The 24614-nt window shown below is 71.7% G+C and carries 18 protein-coding genes and 1 pseudogene; 13 read left to right on the plus strand and 6 right to left on the minus strand.

Annotated features, from left to right (window positions below):
• Positions 1-35 precede the first annotated feature (35 nt).
• A complete protein-coding gene (locus AB0I73_RS34690; RefSeq protein WP_363044229.1) occupies positions 36-695 on the minus strand; it encodes an IS3 family transposase in 660 nt (219 codons plus the stop codon).
• A gap of 23 nt (positions 696-718) precedes the next feature.
• Entirely contained in the window at positions 719-1024 is a 306-nt protein-coding gene (locus AB0I73_RS34695; RefSeq protein ID WP_363044196.1) for a transposase, read from the minus strand.
• Between the two features lie 75 nt (positions 1025-1099).
• On the opposite strand from AB0I73_RS34695, the gene AB0I73_RS34700 reads away from it, so the two are divergent.
• Entirely contained in the window at positions 1100-1600 is a 501-nt protein-coding gene (locus AB0I73_RS34700) for a transposase (protein ID WP_363044198.1), read from the plus strand.
• Between the two features lie 274 nt (positions 1601-1874).
• Here the strand turns inward: AB0I73_RS34700 and AB0I73_RS34705 are convergent, their stop codons facing one another.
• Positions 1875-3137, minus strand: a complete 1263-nt coding sequence (locus AB0I73_RS34705; RefSeq protein WP_363044200.1) for an IS701 family transposase — start codon at positions 3135-3137, stop codon at positions 1875-1877.
• 209 nt (positions 3138-3346) lie between these two features.
• Between AB0I73_RS34705 and AB0I73_RS34710 the strand changes: the two genes are divergently transcribed.
• Positions 3347-3706 carry a hypothetical protein gene (locus AB0I73_RS34710; protein ID WP_363044202.1) on the plus strand — a complete coding sequence of 120 codons (360 nt, stop codon included), beginning with the start codon at positions 3347-3349 and terminating at the stop codon, positions 3704-3706.
• Positions 3688-4515, plus strand: a complete 828-nt coding sequence (locus AB0I73_RS34715) for a hypothetical protein (RefSeq protein ID WP_363044204.1) — start codon at positions 3688-3690, stop codon at positions 4513-4515. The genes AB0I73_RS34710 and AB0I73_RS34715 overlap by 19 nt, the downstream gene beginning before the upstream one ends.
• A 44-nt stretch (positions 4516-4559) precedes the next feature.
• Here AB0I73_RS34715 and AB0I73_RS34720 read toward each other — a convergent pair whose 3' ends face one another.
• Positions 4560-7277, minus strand: a complete 2718-nt coding sequence (locus AB0I73_RS34720; protein ID WP_363044206.1) for a CHAT domain-containing protein — start codon at positions 7275-7277, stop codon at positions 4560-4562.
• Between the two features lie 1077 nt (positions 7278-8354).
• On the opposite strand from AB0I73_RS34720, the gene AB0I73_RS34725 reads away from it, so the two are divergent.
• Genes AB0I73_RS34725 through AB0I73_RS34760 form a run of 8 tightly spaced genes read left to right on the plus strand, consistent with a single transcriptional unit; the run spans position 8355 to position 22147 of the window.
• Positions 8355-10391: a hypothetical protein gene (locus AB0I73_RS34725; protein WP_363044208.1), complete on the plus strand. Its 2037-nt coding sequence runs from the start codon at positions 8355-8357 to the stop codon at positions 10389-10391.
• A gap of 8 nt (positions 10392-10399) precedes the next feature.
• On the plus strand, positions 10400-11641 hold the full coding sequence (locus AB0I73_RS34730) for a hypothetical protein (protein ID WP_363044210.1): 1242 nt from the start codon (positions 10400-10402) through the stop codon (positions 11639-11641).
• Positions 11638-14277, plus strand: coding sequence for a hypothetical protein (locus AB0I73_RS34735; RefSeq protein ID WP_363044212.1), 2640 nt, complete (start codon positions 11638-11640; stop codon positions 14275-14277). The genes AB0I73_RS34730 and AB0I73_RS34735 overlap by 4 nt, the downstream gene beginning before the upstream one ends.
• Before the next feature lie 14 nt (positions 14278-14291).
• Positions 14292-15638: a hypothetical protein gene (locus AB0I73_RS34740; RefSeq protein WP_363044214.1), complete on the plus strand. Its 1347-nt coding sequence runs from the start codon at positions 14292-14294 to the stop codon at positions 15636-15638.
• A 53-nt stretch (positions 15639-15691) separates the two neighbouring features.
• Positions 15692-17443, plus strand: coding sequence for a vWA domain-containing protein (locus tag AB0I73_RS34745; RefSeq protein ID WP_363044216.1), 1752 nt, complete (start codon positions 15692-15694; stop codon positions 17441-17443).
• Complete coding sequence (locus tag AB0I73_RS34750) at positions 17440-18141, plus strand: 4Fe-4S single cluster domain-containing protein (protein ID WP_363044217.1); 702 nt, start codon at positions 17440-17442, stop codon at positions 18139-18141. Before AB0I73_RS34745 ends, AB0I73_RS34750 begins: the two co-directional genes overlap by 4 nt.
• Positions 18142-18143: 2 nt before the next feature.
• The gene (locus AB0I73_RS34755) at positions 18144-19538 is read left to right on the plus strand and encodes a hypothetical protein (protein ID WP_363044219.1); all 1395 of its coding nucleotides are present in this window, start codon (positions 18144-18146) and stop codon (positions 19536-19538) included.
• Entirely contained in the window at positions 19535-22147 is a 2613-nt protein-coding gene (locus AB0I73_RS34760; RefSeq protein ID WP_363044221.1) for an AAA family ATPase, read from the plus strand. The genes AB0I73_RS34755 and AB0I73_RS34760 overlap by 4 nt, the downstream gene beginning before the upstream one ends.
• Before the next feature lie 11 nt (positions 22148-22158).
• Here AB0I73_RS34760 and AB0I73_RS34765 read toward each other — a convergent pair whose 3' ends face one another.
• Entirely contained in the window at positions 22159-22908 is a 750-nt protein-coding gene (locus tag AB0I73_RS34765; RefSeq protein ID WP_363044223.1) for a hypothetical protein, read from the minus strand.
• A 432-nt stretch (positions 22909-23340) separates the two neighbouring features.
• On the opposite strand from AB0I73_RS34765, the gene AB0I73_RS34770 reads away from it, so the two are divergent.
• Both AB0I73_RS34770 and AB0I73_RS34775 read left to right on the plus strand, forming a co-directional pair.
• Positions 23341-23688, plus strand: a complete 348-nt coding sequence (locus AB0I73_RS34770) for a CU044_2847 family protein (RefSeq protein WP_363044225.1) — start codon at positions 23341-23343, stop codon at positions 23686-23688.
• A gap of 89 nt (positions 23689-23777) precedes the next feature.
• Complete coding sequence (locus AB0I73_RS34775; protein WP_363044227.1) at positions 23778-24209, plus strand: serine protease; 432 nt, start codon at positions 23778-23780, stop codon at positions 24207-24209.
• Positions 24210-24214: 5 nt separating this feature from the next.
• On the opposite strand, the pseudogene AB0I73_RS34780 reads toward AB0I73_RS34775, so the two are convergent.
• Positions 24215-24481 (minus strand): annotated as a pseudogene (locus AB0I73_RS34780) (integrase core domain-containing protein); the annotation flags it as partial.
• Positions 24482-24614 lie beyond the last annotated feature (133 nt).

The following is a 24614-nucleotide window of genomic DNA, read 5'->3' on the forward strand; positions in this document are numbered from 1 at the left end:
CAAGACCCTCGGCTGGAAGACCCCGGCCGAGGCCCTCAACGAGCAGATACAGTTGATCCCACAGGCCGGTGTTGCGACGACCGGTTGAGTCCGGGTTCACTGCCGCGATCGGAGTGCGCGATGCAGCCCCCTTCCAGCGCGCCGCGGCCGGCAGCCATCTTCAGCGCGTCGACCACGAGTTCGGCCCGGTGGTGGGCGGCCATCGCGTACCCGACCACCTCGCGCGTGGCCAGGTCGATGACCGTGGCCAGGTACCACCAGCCGGCGAGCGTGGGCAGGTAGGTGACGTCGGAGACCAGCTTCGTGCCGGCCTCGGCGGCGGTGAAGTCCCGCCCGATGAGGTCCGGCGACGGTGCGGCCTTGGTGTCCGCCTTCGTCAGGCTGCGGCGCTTGCGGCGGGTGACACCGCGGATGTCGCGCTCCCGCATGATCCGCTCGACCTTCTTCCGGTTGATCCGCCGTCCCCTGCGCCGCAGTGCGGCCGTCACGCGCGGGGCGCCGTAGGCACCCCGGGAACGCGTGTGGATCTTCCGGATCTCGTCGGCCAGCTCGTCCTCCTCCGCCTGCCTCGCCTCAGCCGCGGGCTTCGCCGCGAGATAGCCGTAGTACGCCGAGCGCGTGACCTTCAGCACCCGGCACAAGAACGCGACCGGCCGGCCGCCGGGGTTGGCCTCGGACGCCTTCTCCGCATCGATGAACGCGTAGCGCGCGGCTACGTCTACTTCGTCTTGTGGTTCGCGAAGAAGGCGGTCGCTTTTCCCAGCACCTCGATCGTCTGCTCCTGCTCGCGCACCTTCCGGCGCAGCCGGACCAGCTCCTCGCGCTCGGCCGTGGTCAGCGCGCCGGTCGGGCCCTCGCCCCGGTCGATCGCGGCCTGCTTCACCCAGCCCCGCAGGCCCTCGGCGCTGACCCCGAGCTCCCGGGCTACCTCCGTCACCGTCCGCCCGGAGGAACGGACCAGCTCGACGGCGTCCTTCTTGAACTCGGCCGTGTACCGCTTGCTCGTGTTGCTCTTCTTACTCACTACCTGGACTGCTTCCTCCGGGACTCATACGTCCCAGTATCAAGCTGTCCCGACCGCGGGGGGAACTTCAGGCAGGTGACCTGCCCCCAGGGCCAGGTCAGCCGGGGCCGGCACGGCCCCTACCCGACGTCCTCGCCCACCGCGGCCCCGCTGATCGTGGCGCGGTTCACCAAGGGCCAGTGCCAGCCCTGCCCGGCCCGCACCCGGTGCACCACCTCCCGCGAAAGCGCCCGCAACGTGGGCTTTCCCCCGCGAGAACTCCGCGACCTGCAAGTCCGCGTCCGCACCGAGCAACAGACACCCGAGTGGAAGACCCGATACGCGGTGCGCTCCGGAGTGGAGGGCACCGTCAACGAGTTCGCCCACGGTCACGGCATGCGCCGCTGCCGCTACCGAGGACAGCCGAAGGCCCACCTCCAGCACGTCCTGACCGCCATCGCCGTCAACATCGAGCGCCTCAGCGGACTGCCGCCGACCGGGGAAGTGCCCCCACCCCGCCGGCCGACCGCCTTCCAGAACTACCTCGATCAGCAAGAAATCCACCGGCCGAAGTCCTGGCGATCCAGCAGCAGTTGACCGCAGCGAAGCCAAGATCCCCGACAGAGTCAAGCTGAGGGCCCGTTTATGGAACCGGGCCCAGGGCGCCCCGTCCTCGTCGCGACCGCGCGCCGACCGTGTGCCGTTCGGAAACTCATCGCTGCTGCTCGGAGTGGGTCTGGCGCGCCACTATTAGGGCTTTGTTAGGTTCTGTGGTGTGGTTCTGGGGTCGGTGCAGGTCGGCCGCATATCGAGCAGGTGCCGGTCCAGGTGGCCAGGAGGGCCTGGAGTTCACGGAGGACCGCGTACAGGGTCAGGCCGGCACAGGGGCTTTTGGGTCGAGCCTGAGCAGGGTGCAGAACGCCTGGGCGAGGGCGGCCAGGGTGACGTGCCGGTGCCAGCCGAGGTAGTTGCGGCCCTCGAAGTGGTCCAGGCCCAGACCGTCCTTGAGCTCGCGGTAGTCGTGCTCGACTCGCCAGCGGATCTTGGCGATCCGGACCAGGTCACGCAGGGGGGTGTCGGCGGGCAGGGTGGACAGCCAGTAGTCGGTGGGCTCGGCGGAGCCCGGCGGCCACTCGGCCAGCAGCCGGCACTCGGGCAGCGAGCCGTCGGCGAAGCGGCGGATGGTGCGGTTGGCGGGGCGGACCCGCAGCGCCAGGAAGCGCGAGCGCATCTCGGCGCGGGGGTTGTGCCTGCTGGTCCTGCTGCCCTGGCGCCAGGTCACCGCCCGCACCACCGACCTTCCTGCATCCAGGGCGAGTTGGCGCAAGGTGGTGTGCGGCTGAGGGTAGGCGGGGACGGGTGGGCGCCCCCGGCCGGAGTACGGCACTTGTTCGGGAACCGCGTCGCCCGGGTAAGCGGTGGTCGTGCTCTTGACCGCGACGGCGTAGGCCAGACCGCGTTCGGTCAGCCCTTCGCGGAAGCCGGTGGCATCCCCGTAGCCGGCGTCGGCGACCACCGGCAGATCGGGCAGTTCCCAGTCCTGGCGGGCCTCGTCGAGCATGTCCAGGGCCAGGCGCCACTTCTCCCGGTGCCGCTCGGCCTCGGGAATGCCAGCCCGCTGCCTGCGGCGGCGGATCGCCTCGGCCAGCAGCTTGTCGTCGCCGACCGTGGCATCGTCCCAGCTGTCGGGCATGAACAGGCGCCAGTCGACGGCCGCCGAGGCGCGGTCGGACACCAGGTTGAGGCTCACGCCGATCTGGCAGTTGCCCCGCTTGCCCAGCGCGCCGCAGTACATCCGCGCCACGCCCGGGGAGTCGTAGCCGTCCTTGGGGAAGCCCACGTCGTCGATGGCGTACGCCTCCGGGGAGATGTGCGCTGCGGCCCACCGGGCCTGCCGTTCACGGACCGTGGTGTAGTCCCAGGTGGAGGAGGAGACGAACTGCTGGAGCTGCTGGTGGTCCACGCCCAGGCGTTCGGCCATCGGCTGCATCGACTTGCGCTTGCCGTCCAGCATCAGCCCGCGCAGGTACAGCTCGCCCTTGGCCCGCTGGTCCCGCCGCGGCAGCGAATCCAGCATCTGGGCCGCGAACGCCTCCAGGCGCGGGCGGACCGTCTCCATCTCCTCAGGTGTCACACCCGGAAGAAGATCACACCCTATCCGGCAAGGATCAGCCGGGGGACCTAACAAAGCCCTACTAGTCCAGGCACATTCAACTTTGCGTGGCAGAGTCGCTCAGTGGCCAGTGCGTCGGATCTTCAACTTCCCTATAATTCTTGAAGATTGCCCAGGGACCGAAGGGAACGGCCGTGACTGCACGGTCGGTACGGGGGAGAGAAGCACAAGTGGCCGGATCCGACCTCATCGCGTGGTGCTGCACCTATCTGGACGAACTGCGAGACGTTGCGGAGACGGAGGCCCAGCGGGCCGAACTCGAGGCATGCGTGGCTGCTGCGGCCCGGGGTGAGGACTGTACGGACCGGCTTGGTGCCGTCCTACGGTCCATGGGCCAGGAGGTCGAGGCCTCCCGCGGCGGGGGCTACGTCATGATCCCAGGGCTGCGGGGCGGCATGGGCGCGGTCCTCCGGGCCGTCTGTCCGAACGGGGTCTGCTCGCGCGACGCCGAGGCGGGCGCACCTGAGGAGCAACGGCGCTGCTCGGTCCAGGAGGCTGTGATGCCTGAGAAGTGGACATCGCCGTCATGACGGGGTTCCTCGCCGGGCTCGGCGGCAAAGTCGTCGAGCGCTGGCTCTCCCTGCTCACCCTCCCCGGCTGCCTGTTCGTCACCGCCGCTTGGGTGGCCTCCGCTCTGGGCCAGAGCCATGCCACGGACCGGAATCACCTGGCCGATACCGTCTCCGGCTGGTACGAGGGCGCGCAAGACACTCGCCCCGGCACCCTGGGGGCGATCGCGGCCGGGCTGATCGTGCTGGCGGCACTGGCCGGACTGACGGCGAGGCTGACCGGACAGGTGGTGATGCTCCTGTGGTTCGCCCGGTGGCCGGGGTCCCTGGGACGGCACATGCGGGACGTCGAGCAACGGGTGTCGGACTACTACCAGATCGACCTGGAGATGCTCTGGCCCCGGCTTTGGCTCGTCCTGGCTCCGCACGTGCGGAAGGAACTGCGGGCCGTGATCACCGCGGTCGAGTCCGCCACCATCGTGGGTGCCTGGGGCCTGGGCTACCTGGTCCTGGGCTGTTGGTGGTGGCCGGCCGCAGTGATCGGTGTGGTGGTGCTGTGCGCCGGATGGGTGCTCGCCCGGCAGCACACGGTCGAGTTGGCCGCACTAGTGGAGAGCGCCGTCGACGTCGGCCTACGTCCCGTGGCGCGCTCGCTGGGTATCACGCCTCCGTCGGCCGCCTCCCCTGCCGAGGTGGGGCTGCAGCTGGCCCCCGTGCTCCACAAGCGGCTCGCCGCTACTGCCCCTCCCGCTACTCCCGCGCCGCAGCGCTGGCAGGCTCCGTCCGGGCCGCCGGTCCGCAGGCGTGGCGCCGCATCCGGCGGCCCGTGACACGACGCCCCTGATGTCGCATTGGGTCAACGGCCCGCGACAGGTCAGCCCACGTGCACGAAGGGTGCCCAGGCCCGCGGGGACGGCTGCTGCGCGCGGACCTGCTGCACCGCCCTGTGCACAGCGGCAGCCACCCTGTCGTCCGCTGTGCCCCGGGTGCCGTCGTACGGCAGTGCGCCGAGAGAGGTGTAGAACGCCTTGGTGAACTCGGCCGCGGACCGGTCGCCGGTCTCCCACAGGGTGCCCACCACATGGCGGGCCCCCGCGACGCGGAAGGCGGAGGTCAGGTGGAGGACCTCGTCGGGCAGCTGCTCACCGGCGTGTGCCGTGCTGCAGGCCGAGAGAACGGCCAACTCGAGACCGTCCAGTCGCTCCGTCATCAGGTCGGCGACGGTGAGGGTCTCGTCTCGCAGGACCAGTTGGCTGCGTGACGGGTGCTGCGCGTCGCTCTGCCCGTGACAGGCGAAGTGGACGCCCCGGGCACCCCGTAGACCGGCCCTCACTGCAAGCGCCGACACCGCCTCCTCCGGCAGGGGCACAGCCCTTGGTACGGTGGAGACCACGTGCGCCGCCTCCCTCCCGGCACCTTCCAACGGCCGGTGCGGCATGAGCGAGGAGCGGGGCACCGGAACGACCAGGTGCCCCTCACGGCGACTCGTCCCCGCGACCGGGGAAGAAGCGTCGCCGAGCAGCCTCAGGGTCGGCGTGTACGACGAGACGACACGGTCCGCCGCACACGCGCCGGGTACGTCGGGCAGCCCGGCGGCGTGTAGGGGAAGCAGTGTCAGCGGGCCGGTCGCCGACCAGCGCAGGCGGGACGGGAGACCGCCGTCCCGCGGAGGGGATGTGATGCCCAGCGCGGAGAGCACTGGTTCCGCGACCGCCTCCCAGAGCCACGCGAGAACCTCCCGCATCACCTGCTGGTGCTTCTTCGCTGCGACGGGCCCCGGCGCGGGCCACCGGGTCAGCTCGGCCGTCGCGGTGGTGAACCGCCGGACATTCTCTGTCACGTCGTGCAGGACGAGAGCGGACAGCGGAACGACACCGGTCTTCTCGCCGGCCCGAAGGACGAGCGCATCGCACCGGTAGTTGCTCACGTTGAGGGTGACCACCGGGACTGCCCCTGCCCGCTGGCGCAGCACGTCCGTGCCTGGTGCGCGGAGGTAGTCCTCCAGACCGGGAACGGCACGTATCTGCCGTGTCACCTCGTGGATGGAGTTGGTCAGCCGGTGACGGCGGTCGGCGGCCGGGCCGTAGGGTGCGTCCTCCACCTGCGCCAGGTCCGTCCGGAGTTCCCGCATGCGCTCCGCCAGGTGCGGAGCGAGCGCACGAACCGGATCGAGATCGGCATCGCTGCGACGGGTGAGAGCCTGGCCGACCAGCGTCGCCCGGGCCGTCTCCAGGGCTTGCAGCGCCTGGTCCGCCGAACCACCCGTCCGGAGTACGAGCGCGCAGGCGTCACGGGCCAGGCTGGTGGCGATCCTGGACAGGCCCTTCTCGCGGTCCTCCACGCTCAGCGCCTCCGAGGCGGCGTGCGGAAGGATCTCCACCGCGCGCAGGGTCAGCCGGGCGGCGGTCTCCCAGTCGCCGACCCGGGCAGCCAGGCCGGCGCCGAGCTGTCCTGCCATGACCGCGTCGAGCCGGTGGGATCCGTCGAAACTCGTGGAGAGCGCCTGGATCGCCGCTGCGGGGTCGTCCCGGTCCCGCATGCTGCGCAGGAGCCCTGCCACCGGGGTGAGGGTCTCCGCGTCACGGGCCGTGGGGCTGGCGGCGGCTGCCCGGCTTCCCTTCTCGGCCGTGTCGATCGCCTCGTCCAGCAGGGAGGGGTCCCCGGTCTCCTTCGAAAGGCTCCTCAAGGCCATGGCCAGATTGGAGGCGAACGTGGGGTAGTCCGGCACCGTCGGGTCGGTCATGCGCAGTGAAGCCCGCATCATGTGGACGGCCACGGCGAGTTCGCTGCGCGCGGCGTCTCCCGGACCGCTCAGCTCGGCGTGCATGTGCATGGCGCCTCCGAGCTGGTTGAGCAGGCCGGGCAGGAAGGAATGACCGGGCGGCAGTTGTGTCACGGCCTTCTGGAGCAGTTCCACCCCCTTCTTGAGCATCGGAGGATTCCTGGTGTCGTATCCCTTCTGGGCGTAGAGCTGTCCGGCCCACAGCAGACGCCATGAGTAGTCGTCGTCGTCCGTACGGGTGTCGAGAGCAAGGGCCCGCTCGGCAAGACCGATGGCTTCGTCCAGGGCGGAGAAATCGCGCGTGACGCGGTAACGCAGATTCAACTGGCCCGCGAGGTTGAGCATGTAGACCGCGTGGTTGCGCGGATTGGGGTCGCCGGCCTCCACCGCCTCTCTCAGCACATCGAGGGGAACCGCCCCCGAACCCGGCCGCAACGAGTGAATGAGGGCCTGCTGGGCCCGGAGCCGATGGTGGGAACGATGACCGGGGCCGGCGAAGGTGCAGGCCGTGTCGATTGCCACGGTCGCCCGCCGCAGATCCTCGTCCACCCCGGTGCGGCGGTACCGGTGATGCCAGGCTGCGGACTCAAGTCCTAGCAGATCGGCCTGCCACTGGTCGTCCTGGGGAATCCTGGCACGGCAGGCGGCCAGAAGCTCCACCGTCGGCTGCGTGATGCTCAGCGGAGCCCCGGCCTCCATCGCATGGTTGCAGGCCTCGGCCACGGCCGCACAGTCCTCTTGCGAACCCTCGTCCCTGAACTCCCGCGCCGCCGCGACAAGTCGATCGGCGTCTTCCTTCGATATGGCCATGTCCCCTTCTCCCCGTACCGCCGTTCGGCCACGACAATCCACACAACACGAACTGTCCGAAGACAGTCTCACAACTTCACCCGGTGGCGATGAGGCTGTGCGGCAGTATGACGGCGAGCCGACCACTGTGGTAGTCGGCCACGGCGGCGACGGTGTGCGGTGCGGATGCCGGCCATGGAGCAGCGGGGCGGCTGTCCGGCCTCCTCACGGGTCTCGTACGGGACCGGGCCGCCGCCGCAGCGCGTCCGGCTCTCGGTCCGGATTGCCGATCATGTGGCTGACCGGGTGAAGAAGGCCTTCGTCCATTGCTCTGCCCGATACAGCGCTCCCGGGCAGTCCGATCGGGAAGGCGAATGACGATCACCGTGCGAATCCTGCCCCCAGGCAGCATGGGGCGGCCATCAGAGCCCAACTGCGGGAGCAGGGTGTCTTCGTACTCTGGTGCCCCGAGGGCGGGAGCGGGGAGAGCTTGCGCCGTGCTGGCGGCTTCCGCTGTGCTCGCCCGCCGCAGCCGAGGCGGGCGCCGAGACCCTGGGTGCGCGTTGGGACGTCCACTTCGTGGTGCGTTCTCCGGCGGTGGAAGTGGTGCAGCGAATTCTCGGCCAAGAACGGCCCCGACCGCGACCAGTCCCTGACCGGACGATCCGGTTGACTTGAGCGATGGGTCGCTCGGGCTCGCGCCGGGTATGGAGGTCGTCGGTGTTGTACGACACGGCGTGAGGGGGCTCATCGCGTACGAGGACGCGCACCAAGGCGCCCACAAGTGCGCTCACGAGACGCCTGAAGGCAGAGGACCGGTTGCGGCGTGGGAACGCTCTCGCGACAATAGGCCCTCCGATGGAGGGAACCGAAGAAATCAAGCTGGGCGTCTAGGAGTTGACTACCGAGCCCGGTGTGACTGGATAGCTCCTCGGGCTCATCTCGGACCGGGCTTCTGGCCTCGCATTGGCACCGCCCTGTGCCGCTGCGAGGGGGAAGCCGCAGCAAAGCAGGGGCAAGGGGGCAGATGTGACATCCATCAAGGGTCGTGCCGGGTGCGGATGTTGCTCCAGGCTGCTCTGAGAGGGCGCCGCGAACGTGCTGCTCTCTTCCGGAGCTGACGAGAAGCGCTCTGGCCTGGTGGTGCCCTGTCCGGTCTGCCTCCACCCGGGGCGGGGCGAACGACGGTGCCGGGCCTGCGGATTTCTGATCAACGGGGATCCGGTCCTGGGGGCCGCGACCGAGGAGGACCATCGGTCTGCGGCGGCCGAGCTGGCCGCCGCCGCGCACGCCTGGGATCTCGACGCGGCCCGGCGCACGCTGAGCGATCCGGCCGAGCGGGGTGAAATCGCCGGGCTGCTTCGCCTGGCGCCCTCCGGCATCCCGCAGCCCGCCGACCGCCCTGGCCCCGTCGCGCCCCCCACCCCCAAGGTGGCCGCCGAACCGCATGCCCTGGCCGACCTGTTGCACCGGCTCACCACCGGTGAGGTGCCCGAGGTGCTGTTCGTCGAGTTCGGCACCCAACGGGCAACGGTGGTACGGGCGGGCGCCGACGCCGCCGGCCTGCCGCACGCGCGCTCGCAGGCCGAGGCGTCCTGGACCGACGTGGTCCCCGGGCTCGCCCCCGCGGGCGCCCTGCGCCGCTTCCAGCTCGGCGGAGGCGTGGGCACCGTCGAGCCGGTAGACCGCCTGCGCTTCGACCAGGCCGTGCGCGACTGGCTGCACACTGTCGTGCCCCATGCCTGCGCGGGGACGGGCCCCCGTCCCCCTGCGGTGGTGCTGCTGCGCGGCAACCCCGGCTGGACCCTCCTCGACCGGGCTGCCGCCGTGCTGCACGAGTCCTGCGCGGTGAGTGCCGAAAGCCCCCCGGAGGCCGCACCCGGTTCGGGCACGGCGTCCGCCACCACGGCCCGGGTCCGCCGACTGCTGCGCGGCGCGCCACTGCGCCAACCGCACACCCTGCTCCTGGCGCGGGCGGGAACCCGCGCGGGCAACCACGTTCGGGTGGAACTCCACCACCACGTCCTGTTCGAGGCGGGTCTCCGGCTCGCGCCCGGTGAGACCCGGACGGCCTCGGTCACCGTGTACGGCGGCCCGCCGGTGCTGCCCCGGCGGCCTGCGGCGGGCGGCCCCGCCGGGCCGTCCGAGACCCTGCCGGTCGTACTGCCGCTGCTCGCCGGTCACTACCGCCCGGAAGACCGCCGCCCCCCGCTCATCCGCATGCCCGGCGCCGAACTGCCCGTACTCGGCTCCGCCCGCCTCACCTTCGTCCTGCACGGGCCGGGCGAGATCGAGGTACACACAGAAGACGGCCGCATCCTGGCCGAGGCGCCGGACGGACACGCACCGAGCCCGTACGCCGTGATCCACCGCGTGCCGCAGCACCTTTGGCTGCCCGGACCTCTGGAGCTCATCTGCGCAGTCGAGATGTCCGGCACCGACCGGGCCGAGGTCGCCGAGCGCGTCGGCTTCACGAGGGACCTGATTCGCGCCGCGGAACGCTATGCCGGCGCGGGCGGTGGCCTGCGGATCGCCGTGATCGGCTACTACGACCACGACCCCCGCAACAAGCACCAGCCCGACCGGAAGTTCATCCGCTCCGTGCAGCCGGGGCCACCCGGCCGGGCGCTGCGGCAACTGCGGGAGCTCCCCCTGGAGGAACTGCCCCGGGACACCCTCACCTCCTCGCTGGAGGACGCGCTCAGGGTCGCCGCCCGAATGACCGACGGGCAGCCCCCCAAGTCGGTCGACCGGGCACTCCTGGTGGTCGGGGGCCGGCCGCCGGCCCTGCCCAAGCAGGCAGGCCTGGTCCCCGGCTGCCCGGGCGGCGTGGACTGGCGGGAGCAGCTGTGGACCCTGCGTCACCGGGGCGTGCGGGTCGGCGTCCGCGCCGAGCCCTTCGCCGCGCCCACCACTCCCGGCGTACCCAGCGGGGGCCGGCTGCGCCACTACCTCTCCCGGGCCTGGCAGGAGCTGGCGGTCACGGACAGCCTCCACTTCCGGCCCGGCGTCGACTCGGCGGAGCGGGTGGCGCTGTCCCTCGCCGCGGAGCAGACCCGCGACACCGACGGCAGCCCGCTCGCGTTCGCCGCACCGCTCCTCCCCCCACGGCAATCCGACCCATCTAGGAGCTGACCCAGTCCATGACGACACCGCAGTATCGACCTGGCCCGGACTCCGAGGGCGACGGGGACGAGGCAGGCTCCCCGGATCGGGGGCAGTCCCGCAACGGGCACGCCAACACGGAACGCGACTGGCAGTCGCTCGCCCTCAACGGCAGGCCCGACGCCCCCGCACCGGCCCCCGTCCCGCCCTCTCGCCCCGAACACCAGCCGCACCAGCCCGCCGCCCTCGACAGCCATACCGTGGCCGACCGGATCCAGCCACCGCAGGCCATACCCCAGCTGCACGGGCCCGCTCCCGTCGGTGTCAGGATCGGCGTGTGGGGAGCCTCCGGTTCCGGGAAGACGACGTTCCTGGGCGCCGTACCCATCGCCGCGATGCAGCACCGCCGGCAGGGGGTGAACTGGGTGGTCGCCGGGATGGACCCCTCCTCCACGGAGTTCCTGCACGACAGTGTGGATCAGCTCGTGTCGGAGCAGCGGTTCCCCCAGGCGACCCGGGCGCAGCGCGACCTCAGATGGTCCTTCAACGGCGAGACACTGGGCGCCCGGGGCCGCGGTACCCCCCGGCAGATGTCGTTCGCGCTGGAGGTGCTCGACCTCCCGGGAGAGGCGTTCAACCCCAGGTCCAACCAGGTCGCCGAGGATCTGCACGAGCAGGCCGTGACCCATCTGACGAGCTGCGGCGGCCTTGTCTACCTGTTCGACCCCCTCCTGGACGCCAACCAGCAGACCGCGAGCATCAACTACTTCTACGGGATGGCCAGTCAGATGACGGCCCGGGTGCGCGACGAGGGCCGGCTCCTCGCCAACGGCCGGCTGCCGCACCACGTCGCGGTGTGCATCACCAAGTTCGACCACCCGGACGTCTTCGAGCCGGCGCTGCGGGCCCGCTGGGTCACCCAGGAGCAGGTCGGCGCCATCCCGCGTGTCCCCAGCGACCAGGCGCAGAGCTTCTTCGACTGGATCTGCAACAGCTTCCGCGGCGGCAGCGCCCGCTTGGTCCGGGACGCCCTCGGCAACTTCTTCCACCCCGACCGGATATCCTACCACGCCAGCTCCGCCATCGGCTTCCGGCTCAACGCCAACAACCAGTTCGACTACCGCAGTTACGTCAATGTGGAGCCGGACGGCCAGCGGATCTGCGGTTCTCCGCCGACGCCGATCAACGTCATCGAGCCGCTGATGGCCCTTGAGAGAGGTCTGCGGGGCACGGCCGAACGGCAGCCGCGCGATGGCAAGCAGTGGTGGAGGCGTAAGTGAGCGAACCGCCGGCCGGGGCCTCGGTGCACGCCGCCTGGTCCCTCCAGGGCAAGGCACCGGGGCAGGTGGCCTACGACGTGCAGGCGGGCAGCGTGGAACCCCGCATCGCCCAGAAGTACTTCTGGGCCGCGTCCACGGAGACGCCACGCGCCGACCGCGCCCATGCCCCCGAGGCGCTGCCCTGGGTGGCGTTTCTCGGCGGCACCGAGGCCGGCCGGCCCGTGACCGGCCTGGTGGAGACCACCTGGTCGGGTGGGCGGGACGCCACCGGCCGGAACAGCTACTCGGCCCGGCTGCTGCTGGTCGACTGGCATCCGACCAGCGACGCCGGGCTGACCTGGTCCTCGCTCTACGACGCCGCCCTGGACACCGAGTGGCCGACCACGGACCCGGGCGCCGTGCACCCGCCACACATCGTCCTCGACGCGGCACCGACCACGGTCGCGAAGCTGGCCCGGTACATCGAGCACGACATCGGGTTCGAGTGGGCCGCGCGGTCCGCCGCACTGCTCCTCGAAGGGCGGAACGTGGCCATCACGCTGTCCCCGGAGCACGCCGGTCTGAACGCCGTCACCCGGGTCGCCGTGCTCGACGGGATCTGCGCCCTGCTGCCGTACGGCAGCCGCGCCTGGCTGACCGGCGCGACCTGGGCCGGTCACGGCGCCGACCACGAGCTGCGGCTGACCTTCGCGCTACGGCCCCGGGGCAGCCAGTGCCATGCCGTACTGGCCGGGCAGCCGCCGCAGGAGCCCTGCACGAGTCAGGGCCGTGCCTATGTGGCGGAGCTGCTGCGGCTGCGGCAGAAGAAGGGCATCGAGGCGCTGCTGTCCCACCTGCTGTCCCATCGGGCCCCGCTCACCCCGCACGACGCCGAACAGGCGCTGCAGCATCTGCGGGACCTCGACCTCCAGGCGATGGTGGTGGGGGACATCGACCAAGGCACGAGCGAGTTGCGCAATGTGGCCAGGCTGCTGAGCCGGTCCCCGTTGGAGAGCCTGATCGAGCCGGAGGCCGCGAAGATTGCGCGTCATCTGGCGTGCCGCACCCTGCCCGGCGCCCGCTCCGAGGCAGAGCGCGAGCTGGCCCGGAGCCTGCTCCTGGAGCACTGGTCCCCCCGGGTCGGTGCGGCCCTCGCGGACGAGCTCAACTCCTGGCCCGCCGAGAGCCAGACCCCGCAGCGGGTGCGTGGCATCCTCGACCTGGCGGCCGCCGCGGAGTCATGGGACCGGCAGGCCCACACCGTGGTCCTGACCGGCTACCTCGACGGAGGCGGGGCGCGCGAAGCACCGAACGGCCTGCGGTCGCGGGGCACGCTGCTGCAGGCCATTCAGCAGGACCTAGACGCGAACAGCGCCGCCGCCGTGCACGCCGTCCTCGTCCGCCGTCCGGAACTGGCGCTGGCCTGGCTCGACGTCAACGCCGAGCGGGGCACCCTGGACGACCGGTTGGTTCTGAGACTGCTGCGCCGGCCCGCCTCGGTGACCGAGCCGAACGCGCCGCACTGGCTGCGCGGCGTCGCCCTGATCCACCGCGAACTGTCGGCCGCCCCGCGCGACGAGGAGAGCATCGAGGCGTTCGCCGCAGTCTCCGCGACCGCCTGGCGCACCGGCCTGTACCTCGCCTGTCACGCCCGCAATCCGGACGTGCTCGACTGGCTCGAACCAGAGCTGTACGACGTCGCTGCGGGGCAGAGCGGCACCGACGAGGACCGGGGTTTCCTGATCCGCCGGATCGACATGCTCGTACCGAGGCAGCCCGGCCTTGCGGGGAAGCACGCCGCCTGGGCCGATCTGATCCAACTCCCCCTGCTCGAGTGGGACTTGCCACGTTCCCGACTCCTTGCGGACGACGGCAAGGCGGCTGCCGAATACGCTGGCGTCCTCAGGCGTCTGCTGCGGCGACTGGGGCTGCCGGGCCGAGGGCAGGAGACGGTGGCCGCGGCGCTGGTCGGCAACCGTCTCGACCAGGTGCCCTATCCGGTCCTGTGGCAGCTGACCCACCCTCAGGACGACCCGGTCGCAGGCGGTCTGGAGAGCCTGGAAGGCCCCCTGCTCAGCCGTATCGCCGAGCTGTTGACACACGCCGGGGACTGGATCACCCACGGCATGCCCGCGCCGTGGGAGCACCGTCTGAGGGGTCGCCCCGACCTCCAGTGGCTGGCCTACACCTCCGAGATCCGCCGGCTCGTCGCCACCCGTACGGCAGCCCCCGAGCAGCTGGGCGACGCGATCGTGCGGGCGAGCCCCCACTCCCGGTATGCCAGGCGCGCGCAGACCATCGAGTACCCCTTTGCCGTGCTCGAGGCGATCAAGCCCTGGCTCCAGGATCACGCCGGACGCGGTGACGCGGTCCATCGACTGGCCAGGCACCTCAACCGGCGCTCCGGCCAGCAGGCGCTCGGTGACCTGCTCTACTACTCCATCTCCCAGCTGCGCTTCGGTGACCTGGTCCGGCATCGGGCACTGGAGGGCCACGAGGAGCTGAAGGACAGCGTCGAGCGCGGGATCAAACTCATGCGCCAGAAGCCGAAGTCCTCGGCAGGCCTGCCCTACGACGCACCGAGGGGCCCGGTACCCGGCACCGACACCGATCCCGACCGGGGCAGCAAGTCCTGGCTCCCGTGGCGGAAGGGCTGAGGTGACGACCGCCCATGAACCCACCGCACACCATCGCCCTCGACATCGGCACTCGTTACGCCCGGCTCGCCACCGCGCGGCGCGGCGCCGGGCCGCCGCTTCCGGTACCGCTGCCCGGTGACGTGCCGGGCGAGGGACTGCCGCTCTCCGCCGCCGTACGCGACCGGCCCGCCGCCGAACGCGACCGGCTCGTCGCCGCGCTGCGCGAGGCATACGGCGTCTACCTCGCCCGATACGGTCCGCCCGCCGGGGCCGTGGTCGTCCTGTCCCGCCGCACCGCGCGTGCGCTGGCCGGCCCCGCGACGGACGCCCTCGCCGAGGCGGGCTGCCCACGGGTGCGGGCGATCGGCACCGCGCACGCCCTGCTCGCCCTGGTCCGGCACACCGCGGGCGAGGCGGCCGACACCGGGGAGTACCTCGTGTGCGACGCCGGGGCCCGCGCCGTCGACGCCGCACGCTGCACGCTGAGCGGCCCTTCGGTTCTTCTTCCCGCCACCGCCGAGGAGACGGGGCCAAGTGGCCTTCTGGGAACGGCACTTGACGCGGCACTCCTCACCGCCGCCAGTCTGCCCGACGACGAGGAAGGGCACCGCCTGCTCGCCGCCGCGCGCAAAGACGACCCCGACGGCCGCCGACTGGGGCTCGCCGTGGCCCGGGCCATGAGCCGCCCCGACCCCTTCGACGACACCCTGGTCTACAGCCTGGGTGACGGGGACATCACCGCGGGGACCGTACGGACGTCCCTTCCGCCGCTGATCGACGCCGTACGGCGGGCCTTGGCCGAGGTCGCCGCGCCGCCCGACGCCATGGAGCAACCGCCCCTGCTGCTCGCCGGAGGCCTAGCCCGGCTGGAGCCGCTCACCCGGCAGTTGGGCGAGCGCCACCGGCTGGTTCCGCTGCCCGCGGACGTGGACGCCGGGTACGCCGCGGCGGCCGGCGGCGCCCTGGTGGCGGCGGGCCTCGCCGACCCCTGCGACCGCTACCCGTACGCCGTCCGCGTCACTACCCACACCCGCAGGGCCGGCCGACTGCACACCGAGGAGCTCGAACTGGCCGCCCCCGGGGTCCTAGAGCCGGGCGGCGACACCGTGTTCGCCGCCCGGGACGGCCGACCGGCCGAGGTGCTTCCCGAGGCGGCGGCCCGGCGCCCGCTGCGCATCGAGGCCGTCGGCCCCGGCGGCCGCCCGGTCCCGCTGCCGGACGTCGCGCTGCCCACCGGCACACCGGACGGGCTCTGCCGGGTCGGTGTCCGCGTCGGCGCGGACGGAGCGGCGGACCTTGTGCTGCGCCCGGTCGCGCAGGGCCCGGACGCCGAGACCCGCCTTCCGCTCGGCCCACTGCCCGTCCCGCCCGAAACCTGATCCGCCCCACCTCCCGTCCCCACCGCCCGCCGTGCCCGAGGAGCTCTCATCCGATGAACAAGCCGCCGCCACGCCCGAGGCCGGGACGAACGCGCGCCCGTACTGTCCACCGTGCCGTCGCCGGGCTCGCCGCCCTGGTGCTCACGGCCCTGGCCGCCGCGGCGTCCGGGACGACTCCCGCCGTAGCCCGTCCGGCCGCCGATCCGACCCGGGCCGGATCGGCGCCCAGCCGCTCCGAGATCTACTCCGAGCTCGGCCTGGACAAGGTTCCCGCCGACTACGTCGTCCTGGTGGACGTCTCGGGCTCGATGCTGAGCAAGGGGCGGTACTCGTCGGTCCGGTCGGCGCTGCTGCCGTTCCTGACGGGCCTGTCGCCGCAGGACTACGTCGCCCTGTTCACCTTCGGGGACAAGGCCGAGACGGTCTATCTGGGCCACCCGTCCGACCCGAAGCGCATCATCGGCAGGTTGCCCGCCCAAGCCGGTCCCTCGGGTGCGCAGACCGACATCGGAGCGGCCCTGGACCGTGGCCTGGCCGAGCTAGAGCGACCCGACGCCGCGGAGGTCGGCTCCGTGGTGATGTTCACGGACGGCAAGCACGATCCGCCGAAGAGCTCCAAGTACCCCAAGTCCGACGGGCCGGCCTGGAACGCGCTGCGGGACCGGGCCGACAAGCTGGCCGACGGACACGAACTGGCCGCCTACTCCCTGCCGCTCGCGACCGACGAGTCCGGCACCGCGCAGCTGACCCGCGTCATCCCGAACACCAGCGAGCTGCGGCCGGATTCGGTCCAGAGCCTCTCCGAGTACCTCGGACGGGCCGCCGAACGGACCCGGGCGCGCAAGGCCGCGCGGCTGATCGCGCAGGACGCGGACAAGGGCGTCACGGCCACGCTGTCGCCCACCAAGGCACTCGACCTGGACAGCGGCGGTGCGGCGGCCACACTGACGTTGACCGCCACGACCAATCGGCTGCCGCTAACCGTGACCGGCCTCAGGGCGACCCTGGACGGACAGCCGCTCACGGTCACCGGCCTGCCGGACCAGGTGTCCCTGAAACCGGGCGCTGCACGGCAGTTCGACGTCCAGGTGCGGGGCGAGCCCGACTCCGGTTGGCCGCCGGTCTGGCGGACCTGGGAGGACGAGGTCGGCCTCACCGTGCACGGCAAGGTCGCGACGCCCTGGGCGGCCACGCTCGACGACGTGAAGTTCGAGGTGCCGGCGGCGGTGGACGGACCGGCGAAAGGGCTGCGGCTGCGGGCCGAGGTCGGCTCGCCGCTGACCCTGCCCCTGCTGATCGGCGTTCCACTGGTGGCCTTCCTCGCGGCCGTGCTGCTGTGGCTGCGGCGCAACCGGGCGGTCCTGAGCGGCGTACTGGTCCTGTCGCCCCCGCTCGGCGACGGCCCGCAGGACCACATCGTCCTGAGCGGGCGGCAGTTGGCGCTCGTGCCGCCGCAGATCGGTGGCAGCGGCCGTGTGTACGGCCGACGCTACCGGGCGGCCGACGGCCGGCGTGGGGTCGAGCTGCACCTGCGCTACAGCCCGGACGGCACAGCGGCACGCAGCGCGGACGCCGTCTGCCGACCGGGTGAGGAAGTCATGATCAACGGCATCGGCTTCGCCTACCGGCAGGACCTCGACGGGCAGCCGTCGCCGGCACCGGGAGTCGCTGGAGTGCCCGACCCCCTGCCGATCCCGCAGCCCGGTTCGCTCCCTCCCGACGAGGACGGGCCCTGGCGCAGCGCCCCGCCGCGACCCACGGCGCGGCCCGACCGGCCCGCCCCCTCGGAACGGGACCTGCCGTGACCGGCCACACACTCAACGTCGCCGCCACCCGGGTCGGCACCCATTCCCTGGGGCCGGGACGCCGCTCGGTGGTGTGGGTGCAGGGCTGCCCGTTCCACTGTGCGGGCTGTCTGGCACCGGAGTGGATCCCGGACCGCGCCGCCCGCCACGTGGATCCTGCCGAGCTGGCCGAGGAGTTGCTCGCCGATCCCGGCGTGACGGGTCTGACGCTCTCCGGCGGCGAGCCGATGGCCCAGGCCGCCGGGCTTGCCGCGCTGGTCCGCGCGGCCCGCGAATGGCGCGACCTCTCGGTGATCTGCTTCACCGGCCACCGCCTGGACCGGCTGCGCTCCCACCCGCCCGCACCCGGTGTCACCGAGCTGCTCGGTCTCCTGGACGTGCTGATCGACGGCCAGTACGTCGCCGGCCTGGACGACGGCAAGGGGCTGCGGGGCAGCAGCAACCAGCGCGTCCACCACCTCACGCCCCGGCTCGCCGGATGCGGATACGACTTCACGGGCAGGTCCCGTACCGCCGAGATCACCGTCGACGGGACCACCGCCCTGCTGGTCGGAGTCCCGCCTCCGGGGCTGCTCGCGGCCTTCGACTCCGCGGTGGAGGAAGCCGGTTCGCGGCTTGTCCTTCCCGAGACCCCCGACGCGACGCCCCGGAACCCCCGGGCGCGGATCGCGGCCGACCGACCAGGTGAGGACGACTGATCATGAGTGGCAAGAAGCGCATCCTGGTGGACGAGACCGAGTGGTACCGGGCCCAGCGGGCGGCCCAGAAGCTCAAGCAGGTCCGGCGCGACGTTCCAAGGCTGCTGGAGGAGGTCCGGCGGCAGACCGAGGCCGACCAGGCGCGCACGCGCGCCCAGTTGGAGGAGCGGGCCCGCCGCACCGAGGAGGCGCTCTCCGGCCTCGCGGCCCACACCCAGCGGCTGGAGCGGGACACCGGACGCAGGCTGCGCGAGCAGTCCGAGCGCCTGCAGCAGGAGCTGCGCGGCACCGCGGACCGCCTCGAACGCGACACCCGCACCATGCTCGCGGAACAGCGCGCGGCCCTGGAACGCGAACTCGCCGCTGAACGCGACCAGCGCCGCCGCGACATCGCCGACCTGACCGGACGCGTCGACGAGATGGCCGGGAACCGCGACCGTGCCGCGGCCGCCGCCCGGGACTGGCTGGCCGACGGCGCCACGATGGCCGATCTCATCGCCACCACCCTGCCGCACGAACGGCACGCCCCGGGCAGGCTCCACCGACTCCGCCTGGACCTCGACACGGCGCGGCGCAACAGCGACGCCGGGCAGTACGAGGCCGCGCTCTCCCTTGCGCAGGCCGCCTACCTCGACCTCAGCGAACTGCGCCTCGACATCGAGCACCGGGAGCTGGAGCGGCGGCTCGCCCAGGACGCCGCCACCGACGCCCTGGTCCTGGTCGAGACCCTGATCACGCAGAACGAGGTCAGGCCGGTCACGGGGCCCGACGGCCGGCCGTTCCCCGACGTCGAACTCGACGTGAACCACTGGTCGGAGGGCGAGCTCGAAGAACTGCGGAGGCAGGTGGCCGAGCGGCTCTCCCGGGCCAGGGACGATGCCAGGACCGCCGACGAGCAGCGCGAACTGCTCGCCGAGGCCGCAGTTCTGGAGAAGCGGCTCGGCGAGGTCGTGGACCGGGCCGGCATGCAGATGCTCGCCTCACAGCTCCGCGTGAATCTCGTCGATTCGGTGGCCGAGACACTTTCACGGATCGGCGGCTATGAGCTGGCGGACGGCGAGTACCAGGATGAGGACGAGCGCCGCTCGTACCACGCCGTCCTCGATCACATGACCGGCAACAAGATCGTGGTGCAGGTCCTGCCCGCGCCGGACGGTGGGACCGGGCAGATCCTGCGCGTCCTCTCCTACGACTACGACACGACCGCGGAACACGAACTCCGGGGCCGGGTCGAGGCGGTACAGCAGGCGCTCGGGGAGGAAGGGCTTCCGACCGGGGCGCTGGAGAGCGAGCCCGGCGTCCCGGAACCGGAGGCCCTCGACCTGGGCCGGTTCCGCAAGGGCAGTGGCAAGGGCAGTGCCCCGCTGCGCGAGCGCCCGGCCGACGGCGCCTCATGACCGACCGGCTCGGCTCCCGCTTCGCCGGCCTGCGGTTGAGCGTCGGCGAACCGTTCACCGTGGTGTACGGGCCCGGCGTGGACGACACCTTCATCGGCGCCGACTACCGGGAACGGAACCTGGACAGGGCGCTGTGGCACCTGCTGCGCGCCCAGTCCTGCGCGTATGTGGCCTACAGCTCCCAGCGTCGGCCCCTGTACTTCCTGGACCCGGAGTCCGAGGAACGGTCCCGGCCCTCCGGCCGCGCCCAGCCCGACGCGCCGCCGCAGACGCCGACGGAATCGGCGGGCTCCGCAGGGCCGGAGCTCATGCGCCATCCCAAACTGCGCGGCCCGTTCGGCCGGGCGGTGGTCCGCCCGCCCGCGGAGGAGCGGAATGCCGGGCCCGCCGAGACACGGAACGTTTCCTTGGCCGCGGACCGGACCGGCTCGCCCGCCGAGCCCGGACCGCCGCGCGCCCTCTCCGACCCGTTCACCGTCATGACCCTGGCCGGATATCTGGCGAATCCCCCGGACCGTACGGCCGTGGTGCTCACCGAGGCGGAGAGCACCCTGCGGTACACCGACGCCGCCCGCCCGCTGGACACCTTCTTCAGCGACTGGGCCCGGCACGGTGACTACGACCACCCGGTCGTCCTGGTCTTCGCCCGCCCGACGTTCGACTCCTGTGTGGAGTACGTCGAATCGCTGCACGGTTACCCCGGCCTGGCCGCCCGGCTGCGCCGACAAGCCACGCCTTCCGTCCGCGTGGGCTTTCCCGACGAGGCCGAACTGCACCGTCTGGTCCAGCGGTTGCGACTGCGCCATGGCCTGCGCATCGGCGACTGGCGCGGACTGGACACCGTGGTACGCGCGATGGCGGCCCAACAGCTCACCGTGAAGAACTGGCGCAGCAACCTGCTGTCCCTCGGCGACACTCCACTCAGCGGTAAGGAGCTGGCCGAGCGCGGCTGGCTGCCCCGATCCGCCCGGTCGGGGGCGCCCGACCGCGACACACGCCCGGCCCACGAGAAGCTGGCCGACCGAAAGGGCCTGGAAGAGGTGAAGAACCATCTGGAACGATTGCGCAAGCGGATGACCGCCGAACGGCTGCTGCGCGCGCAGGGACGCGGCACGGACGCCGAACCGGCCTCCCCCCATCTGCTGTTCGCCGGTTCGCCCGGTACGGGGAAGACCACGGTGGCCCGGCTGGTCGGCGAGATGTACCGGGAACTGGGTGTACTGAGCCGTGGCCATGTGGTGGAGACCAAGCTCGAGGACCTGACCGCTGGCTTTGTCGGACAGACCGCCGGACACGCCAACGCCATGGTGGACCAGGCCTTGGACGGGGTGCTGTTCGTCGACGAAGTGCACGGCCTGAGCGGCGACGGCGCCAGCTTCCTCCCGGAGGTCATCCGGGCCCTGCTGACCCGAATGGAGAACGACCGCCATCGGCTCGTGGTGATCGTGGCCGGATACCCGGACAGGGTCGACGAGTTCCTGGCCGCCGACCCCGGCCTCGTCCGCCGGTTCGGCGAGCGCATCCCCTTTCACGACTACCCGCCGGACGTGCTGCACGCCATCCTGCTGGGGTTCTTGGCAGATCGCGGCCTGCGCTGGGACGAGCCGCTGGCCGATCAGCTGCTGCAGGTCGCCACCGAGCTATACCTCACGCGCGGCCGCGACTTCGGCAACGCCGGCACCATGCGCAACCTCAGCGAGAAGATCTTCGCCGAGTGGGCCAACCGGATCGACGGCGACACCGAGCAACCGCTCACCGTCGAAGACCTGCCGGACAAGTACCGCGCCCTCCTGTCCCGGCCCGCCCCCGAGAACGCCACCCTGCTGTCCGAGCTGGACGACATGGTCGGCCTCGACTCGGTGCGCGAAACTCTCATCGACCTCGCCGACCTCATCCGGCACCGCCAGGCCCGCGGCACGAGTCTGCCGGCGCCCCCGCATCTGCTGTTCATAGGGCCGCCCGGCACCGGCAAGACCACCGTGGCGCAGGCCGTCGGCGGGATGCTCCGCGACCTCGGACTGCTGCGCAAGGGCCATGTCGTCGAGACCACACGCGCCGACCTGATCGCCCAGTACGTCGGCCAGACCGCGCCCCAGGTCGTCGAAGCCGTGCACGAGGCCCTTGACGGGGTGCTCTTCATCGATGAGGCCTACAGCCTGACCGCCGGTTCTGGCATCCAGGGCGCCGACTTCGGCAAGGAGGCCATCGACACCCTGGTCAGAGAGATGGAGCACTGGAACGACCGGCTCGTCGTGATCGCCGCGGGCTATCCCCGCGAAATGGACACGTTCCTGCGCAGCAACAGCGGCCTGGCCTCCCGCTTCACGCGCGTGGACTTTCGGCCGTACAGCACCGAGGAGCTCGTCGAGGTTCTGCGCCGGAGACTTGCGGCCCAGGGCTACGTCCTCACACCGGAAGCCGCCCAGCGAGCCGGGCTGTGGTTCGACGCCCGACGGCGCGCCGACCCCGACGGGTTCGGCAATGCCCGCGAGGTACGCCGCCTCGTCCCCGCCATGGAGGTCCGACTCACCCGCCGCCTCCGAACCGCCCCGACCGCAACCGACCGCTCCACGTTCACCGCCGACGACGTCCCGCCCCCTGGACGCTGACCGCCGGAAGATCAGGCCGCTCCGGCGTTCGCGTCTCCGTCCCTCTCCTCCAGCGCCTCCCGAAGCACCCGATCGATGTCGGTGAGGCGCTGCTCCACATCGGCGGCGACGCGGCGCGCGCGCTCAAGTGCCGTCCGGCCCTTGGCAAGCCGGTCCCCGCGACCGTCGCCGCCGGTGTCGTTGCCCTCGACGCCTTCCCACGCGGACAACGCCTCCGCCAACTCCCGGTTCGCCCGCGCGTAACGCCCCCACTCCGGAATCCGCTCCCCGAGCTCGGCACGGACCGCTTCGAGGTTCTGGTGCGACTCGTCCAGCTCAGCGTTGACCCGGGCCAGCTCCCGCTTCTTCGCGGCGAGCCGCTCGTCGCTCTCCTCGGCCAGGCGTAACGCCTCGCGGGTCTGCGGGCCGAGCGCGTCCAGCTGGTCCTCGCTGAGCCGCACCAACGCCCCGCAGTCCGCGGTCAGATCCTGCTCGGCGGAGGTGTCCCGGGAGCGCAGCACCTCCAGGCGCTCGTCCACCACCTGCTGCTGTCCGCTCAGCGCGTCCAGCGCGTCCACCAGGCGTTCGAGGCGGCGCAGCTCCTCGATGCGCTCCCGCAACTCCGCGTGCTCAGCGAGGCGTTGGCCCAGCTCGTCCTCGGTGTCGGCCAGCCGTTTCAGTGCCGTTCGGTCGTCCCGAACCTGTCCGTGGAGCGCGGTGAGCTCGGCAAGCTGCTTGTCCAACTCTTCCGCCAGCCGCTGTCCGGGCCGGGCGGCTGCCACGAGACGAGGAACCCCGGTGGCTAGCGCAGGGACCTCCTCCAGCACGTCGAACAGACCGAACAGCCCATCGAGTGCGGCAACGCCGTCGTCATCCCGTATCTCCGCGAGCGCCTGCGTCGCACGACGCAGCGAGACTCCGAGCGCCGAAAGGGCGGCTTGAGCACCGGAACCGTACCCAAGCGCACCAGGGTCGTCCACAGCCGGCATCCACGCCCCCGCTTCCCTGTTCACACCGCTGTCCAAAGCAGCGTATCCCGACGTTCCGGCCGGTGGGCGTACTTGCCCGCCCCTGTCCCGTACCCCCTTTCGATGGCGCGAACGCCCCCTCTTCGCATCCGAATTCTCCTGTGAAGCAGGCCGGTTCGAATCTAGACTACGCACCCAGTGTCCGGGCCTTGCCGTGCGGACGGGGCCGAGGGTGGAGGGGGACCCGTGAGCGAGCTGGTGCGCTTCGAGGGGCCGGAGGGCTCCGAACTCGTGGTGGAAGTCGCCGACGACACCCCGGGCCTAGAGCTGATCTCGCGCCGCGAGGACGGCATCGTCGAGGCCCGGCGACGGCTTCGGGAGTCGCTGGAGTCCACGCTGCCCACCCTGCGGTCGGTCGTGGACGGCGTGCTCGCCCTCGCCCCGCAGGAGATGGAGATCGACTTCGGCATGAAGTTCACCGCAGAGGCCGGTGCCGTCGTCGCGAAGACCGCGGCGGAAGGGCACTTGGCCGTACGGCTGCGCTGGACGCGGCCCGAGAGTGCGCCGACTCAGCCAACGAGCCCGGGGAACTGACGAGCCGTGGCCGTCAGCCGGGAAAGCCGCCCTGGCTGGTCAGCATCCGGCGCGAGGCCCTCGACGGTCCGGCGCACGGAGTCGGCGTCATGTGCGGGCCACGCCACGTCCTGACCTGCGCCCATGTGATCGGGCGGGGCGAGGAAGCGCCCGCCGGCCCGGTGTACGTCCGGTTCCAGCACGTGCGGCACGTCGAGGCGCTCCGGGCAACCGTGCTGCCGGATGGCTGGCATCCGGTCACCGAGGCCCGCACGGGGGACGTGGCCGTCCTGGAACTCGCGGGTGACCCACCGCCCGGCGCCCGCCCGGCCCCCCTGTGCACCACGGAGGCCGGGATCTGGCATCACCGGTTCCGTGCCTACGGCTACCCGAAGGAGCACGCGCGCGCCGGTATCGGGGTGCGCGGCGAGATCGTCGACCACGCGGGCGACGAGTGGCTGCTGCTCGAACCGCGGGCGGGGTGGGCGCCGGAACCCGGCTTCTCCGGGGCGCCGGTGTATGAACCGCCCCGGGTTCGGTAGAGACCTCAGATTGTGGTGGTGACCTGGGGTTTCGTGAGTTCCGTGTAGTGATTGGTCTCGTATTCGACGGGTGGGACGTGGCCTATCGCACCGTGGAGCCTGCGGTGGCAGTACCAGTCGATCCACTCGGCGGTGGCCAGCTCGACCTGGGAGAGGGTCTTCCAGGGCCGCTGCGGCTTGATCAATTCGGTTTTGAACAGGCCGATCGTGCTCTCCATCAGGGCGTTGTCGTACGCGTCGCCGACAGATCCGATCGAGGCCGCGATACCGGCCGCATCCAGGTGTTCGGCCAGCCGGAAACTGGTGTACTGCCCGGACTCAACCGGTCGTCGCAACACCGGCCTGTGGGATCAACTGTATCTGCTCGTTGAGGGCCTCGGCCGGGGTCTTCCAGCCGAGGGTCTT

The sequence above is a fragment of the Streptomyces sp. NPDC050388 genome (genome assembly GCF_040655635.1).
Classification (GTDB): domain Bacteria; phylum Actinomycetota; class Actinomycetes; order Streptomycetales; family Streptomycetaceae; genus Streptomyces.

Bases quoted from the DNA above. Each gene is read 5' to 3' on its own strand.
- AB0I73_RS34755 (WP_363044219.1), top strand. From the start codon at position 18,144: ATGAGTGGCAAGAAGCGCATCCTGGTGGACGAGACCGAGTGGTACCGG.
- AB0I73_RS34730 (WP_363044210.1), top strand. From the start codon at position 10,400: ATGACGACACCGCAGTATCGACCTGGCCCGGACTCCGAGGGCGACGGG.
- AB0I73_RS34760 (WP_363044221.1), top strand. From the start codon at position 19,535: ATGACCGACCGGCTCGGCTCCCGCTTCGCCGGCCTGCGGTTGAGCGTC.
- AB0I73_RS34740 (WP_363044214.1), top strand. From the start codon at position 14,292: ATGAACCCACCGCACACCATCGCCCTCGACATCGGCACTCGTTACGCC.
- AB0I73_RS34720 (WP_363044206.1), bottom strand. From the start codon at position 7,277: ATGGCCATATCGAAGGAAGACGCCGATCGACTTGTCGCGGCGGCGCGG.
- AB0I73_RS34745 (WP_363044216.1), top strand. From the start codon at position 15,692: ATGAACAAGCCGCCGCCACGCCCGAGGCCGGGACGAACGCGCGCCCGT.
- AB0I73_RS34775 (WP_363044227.1), top strand. From the start codon at position 23,778: ATGTGCGGGCCACGCCACGTCCTGACCTGCGCCCATGTGATCGGGCGG.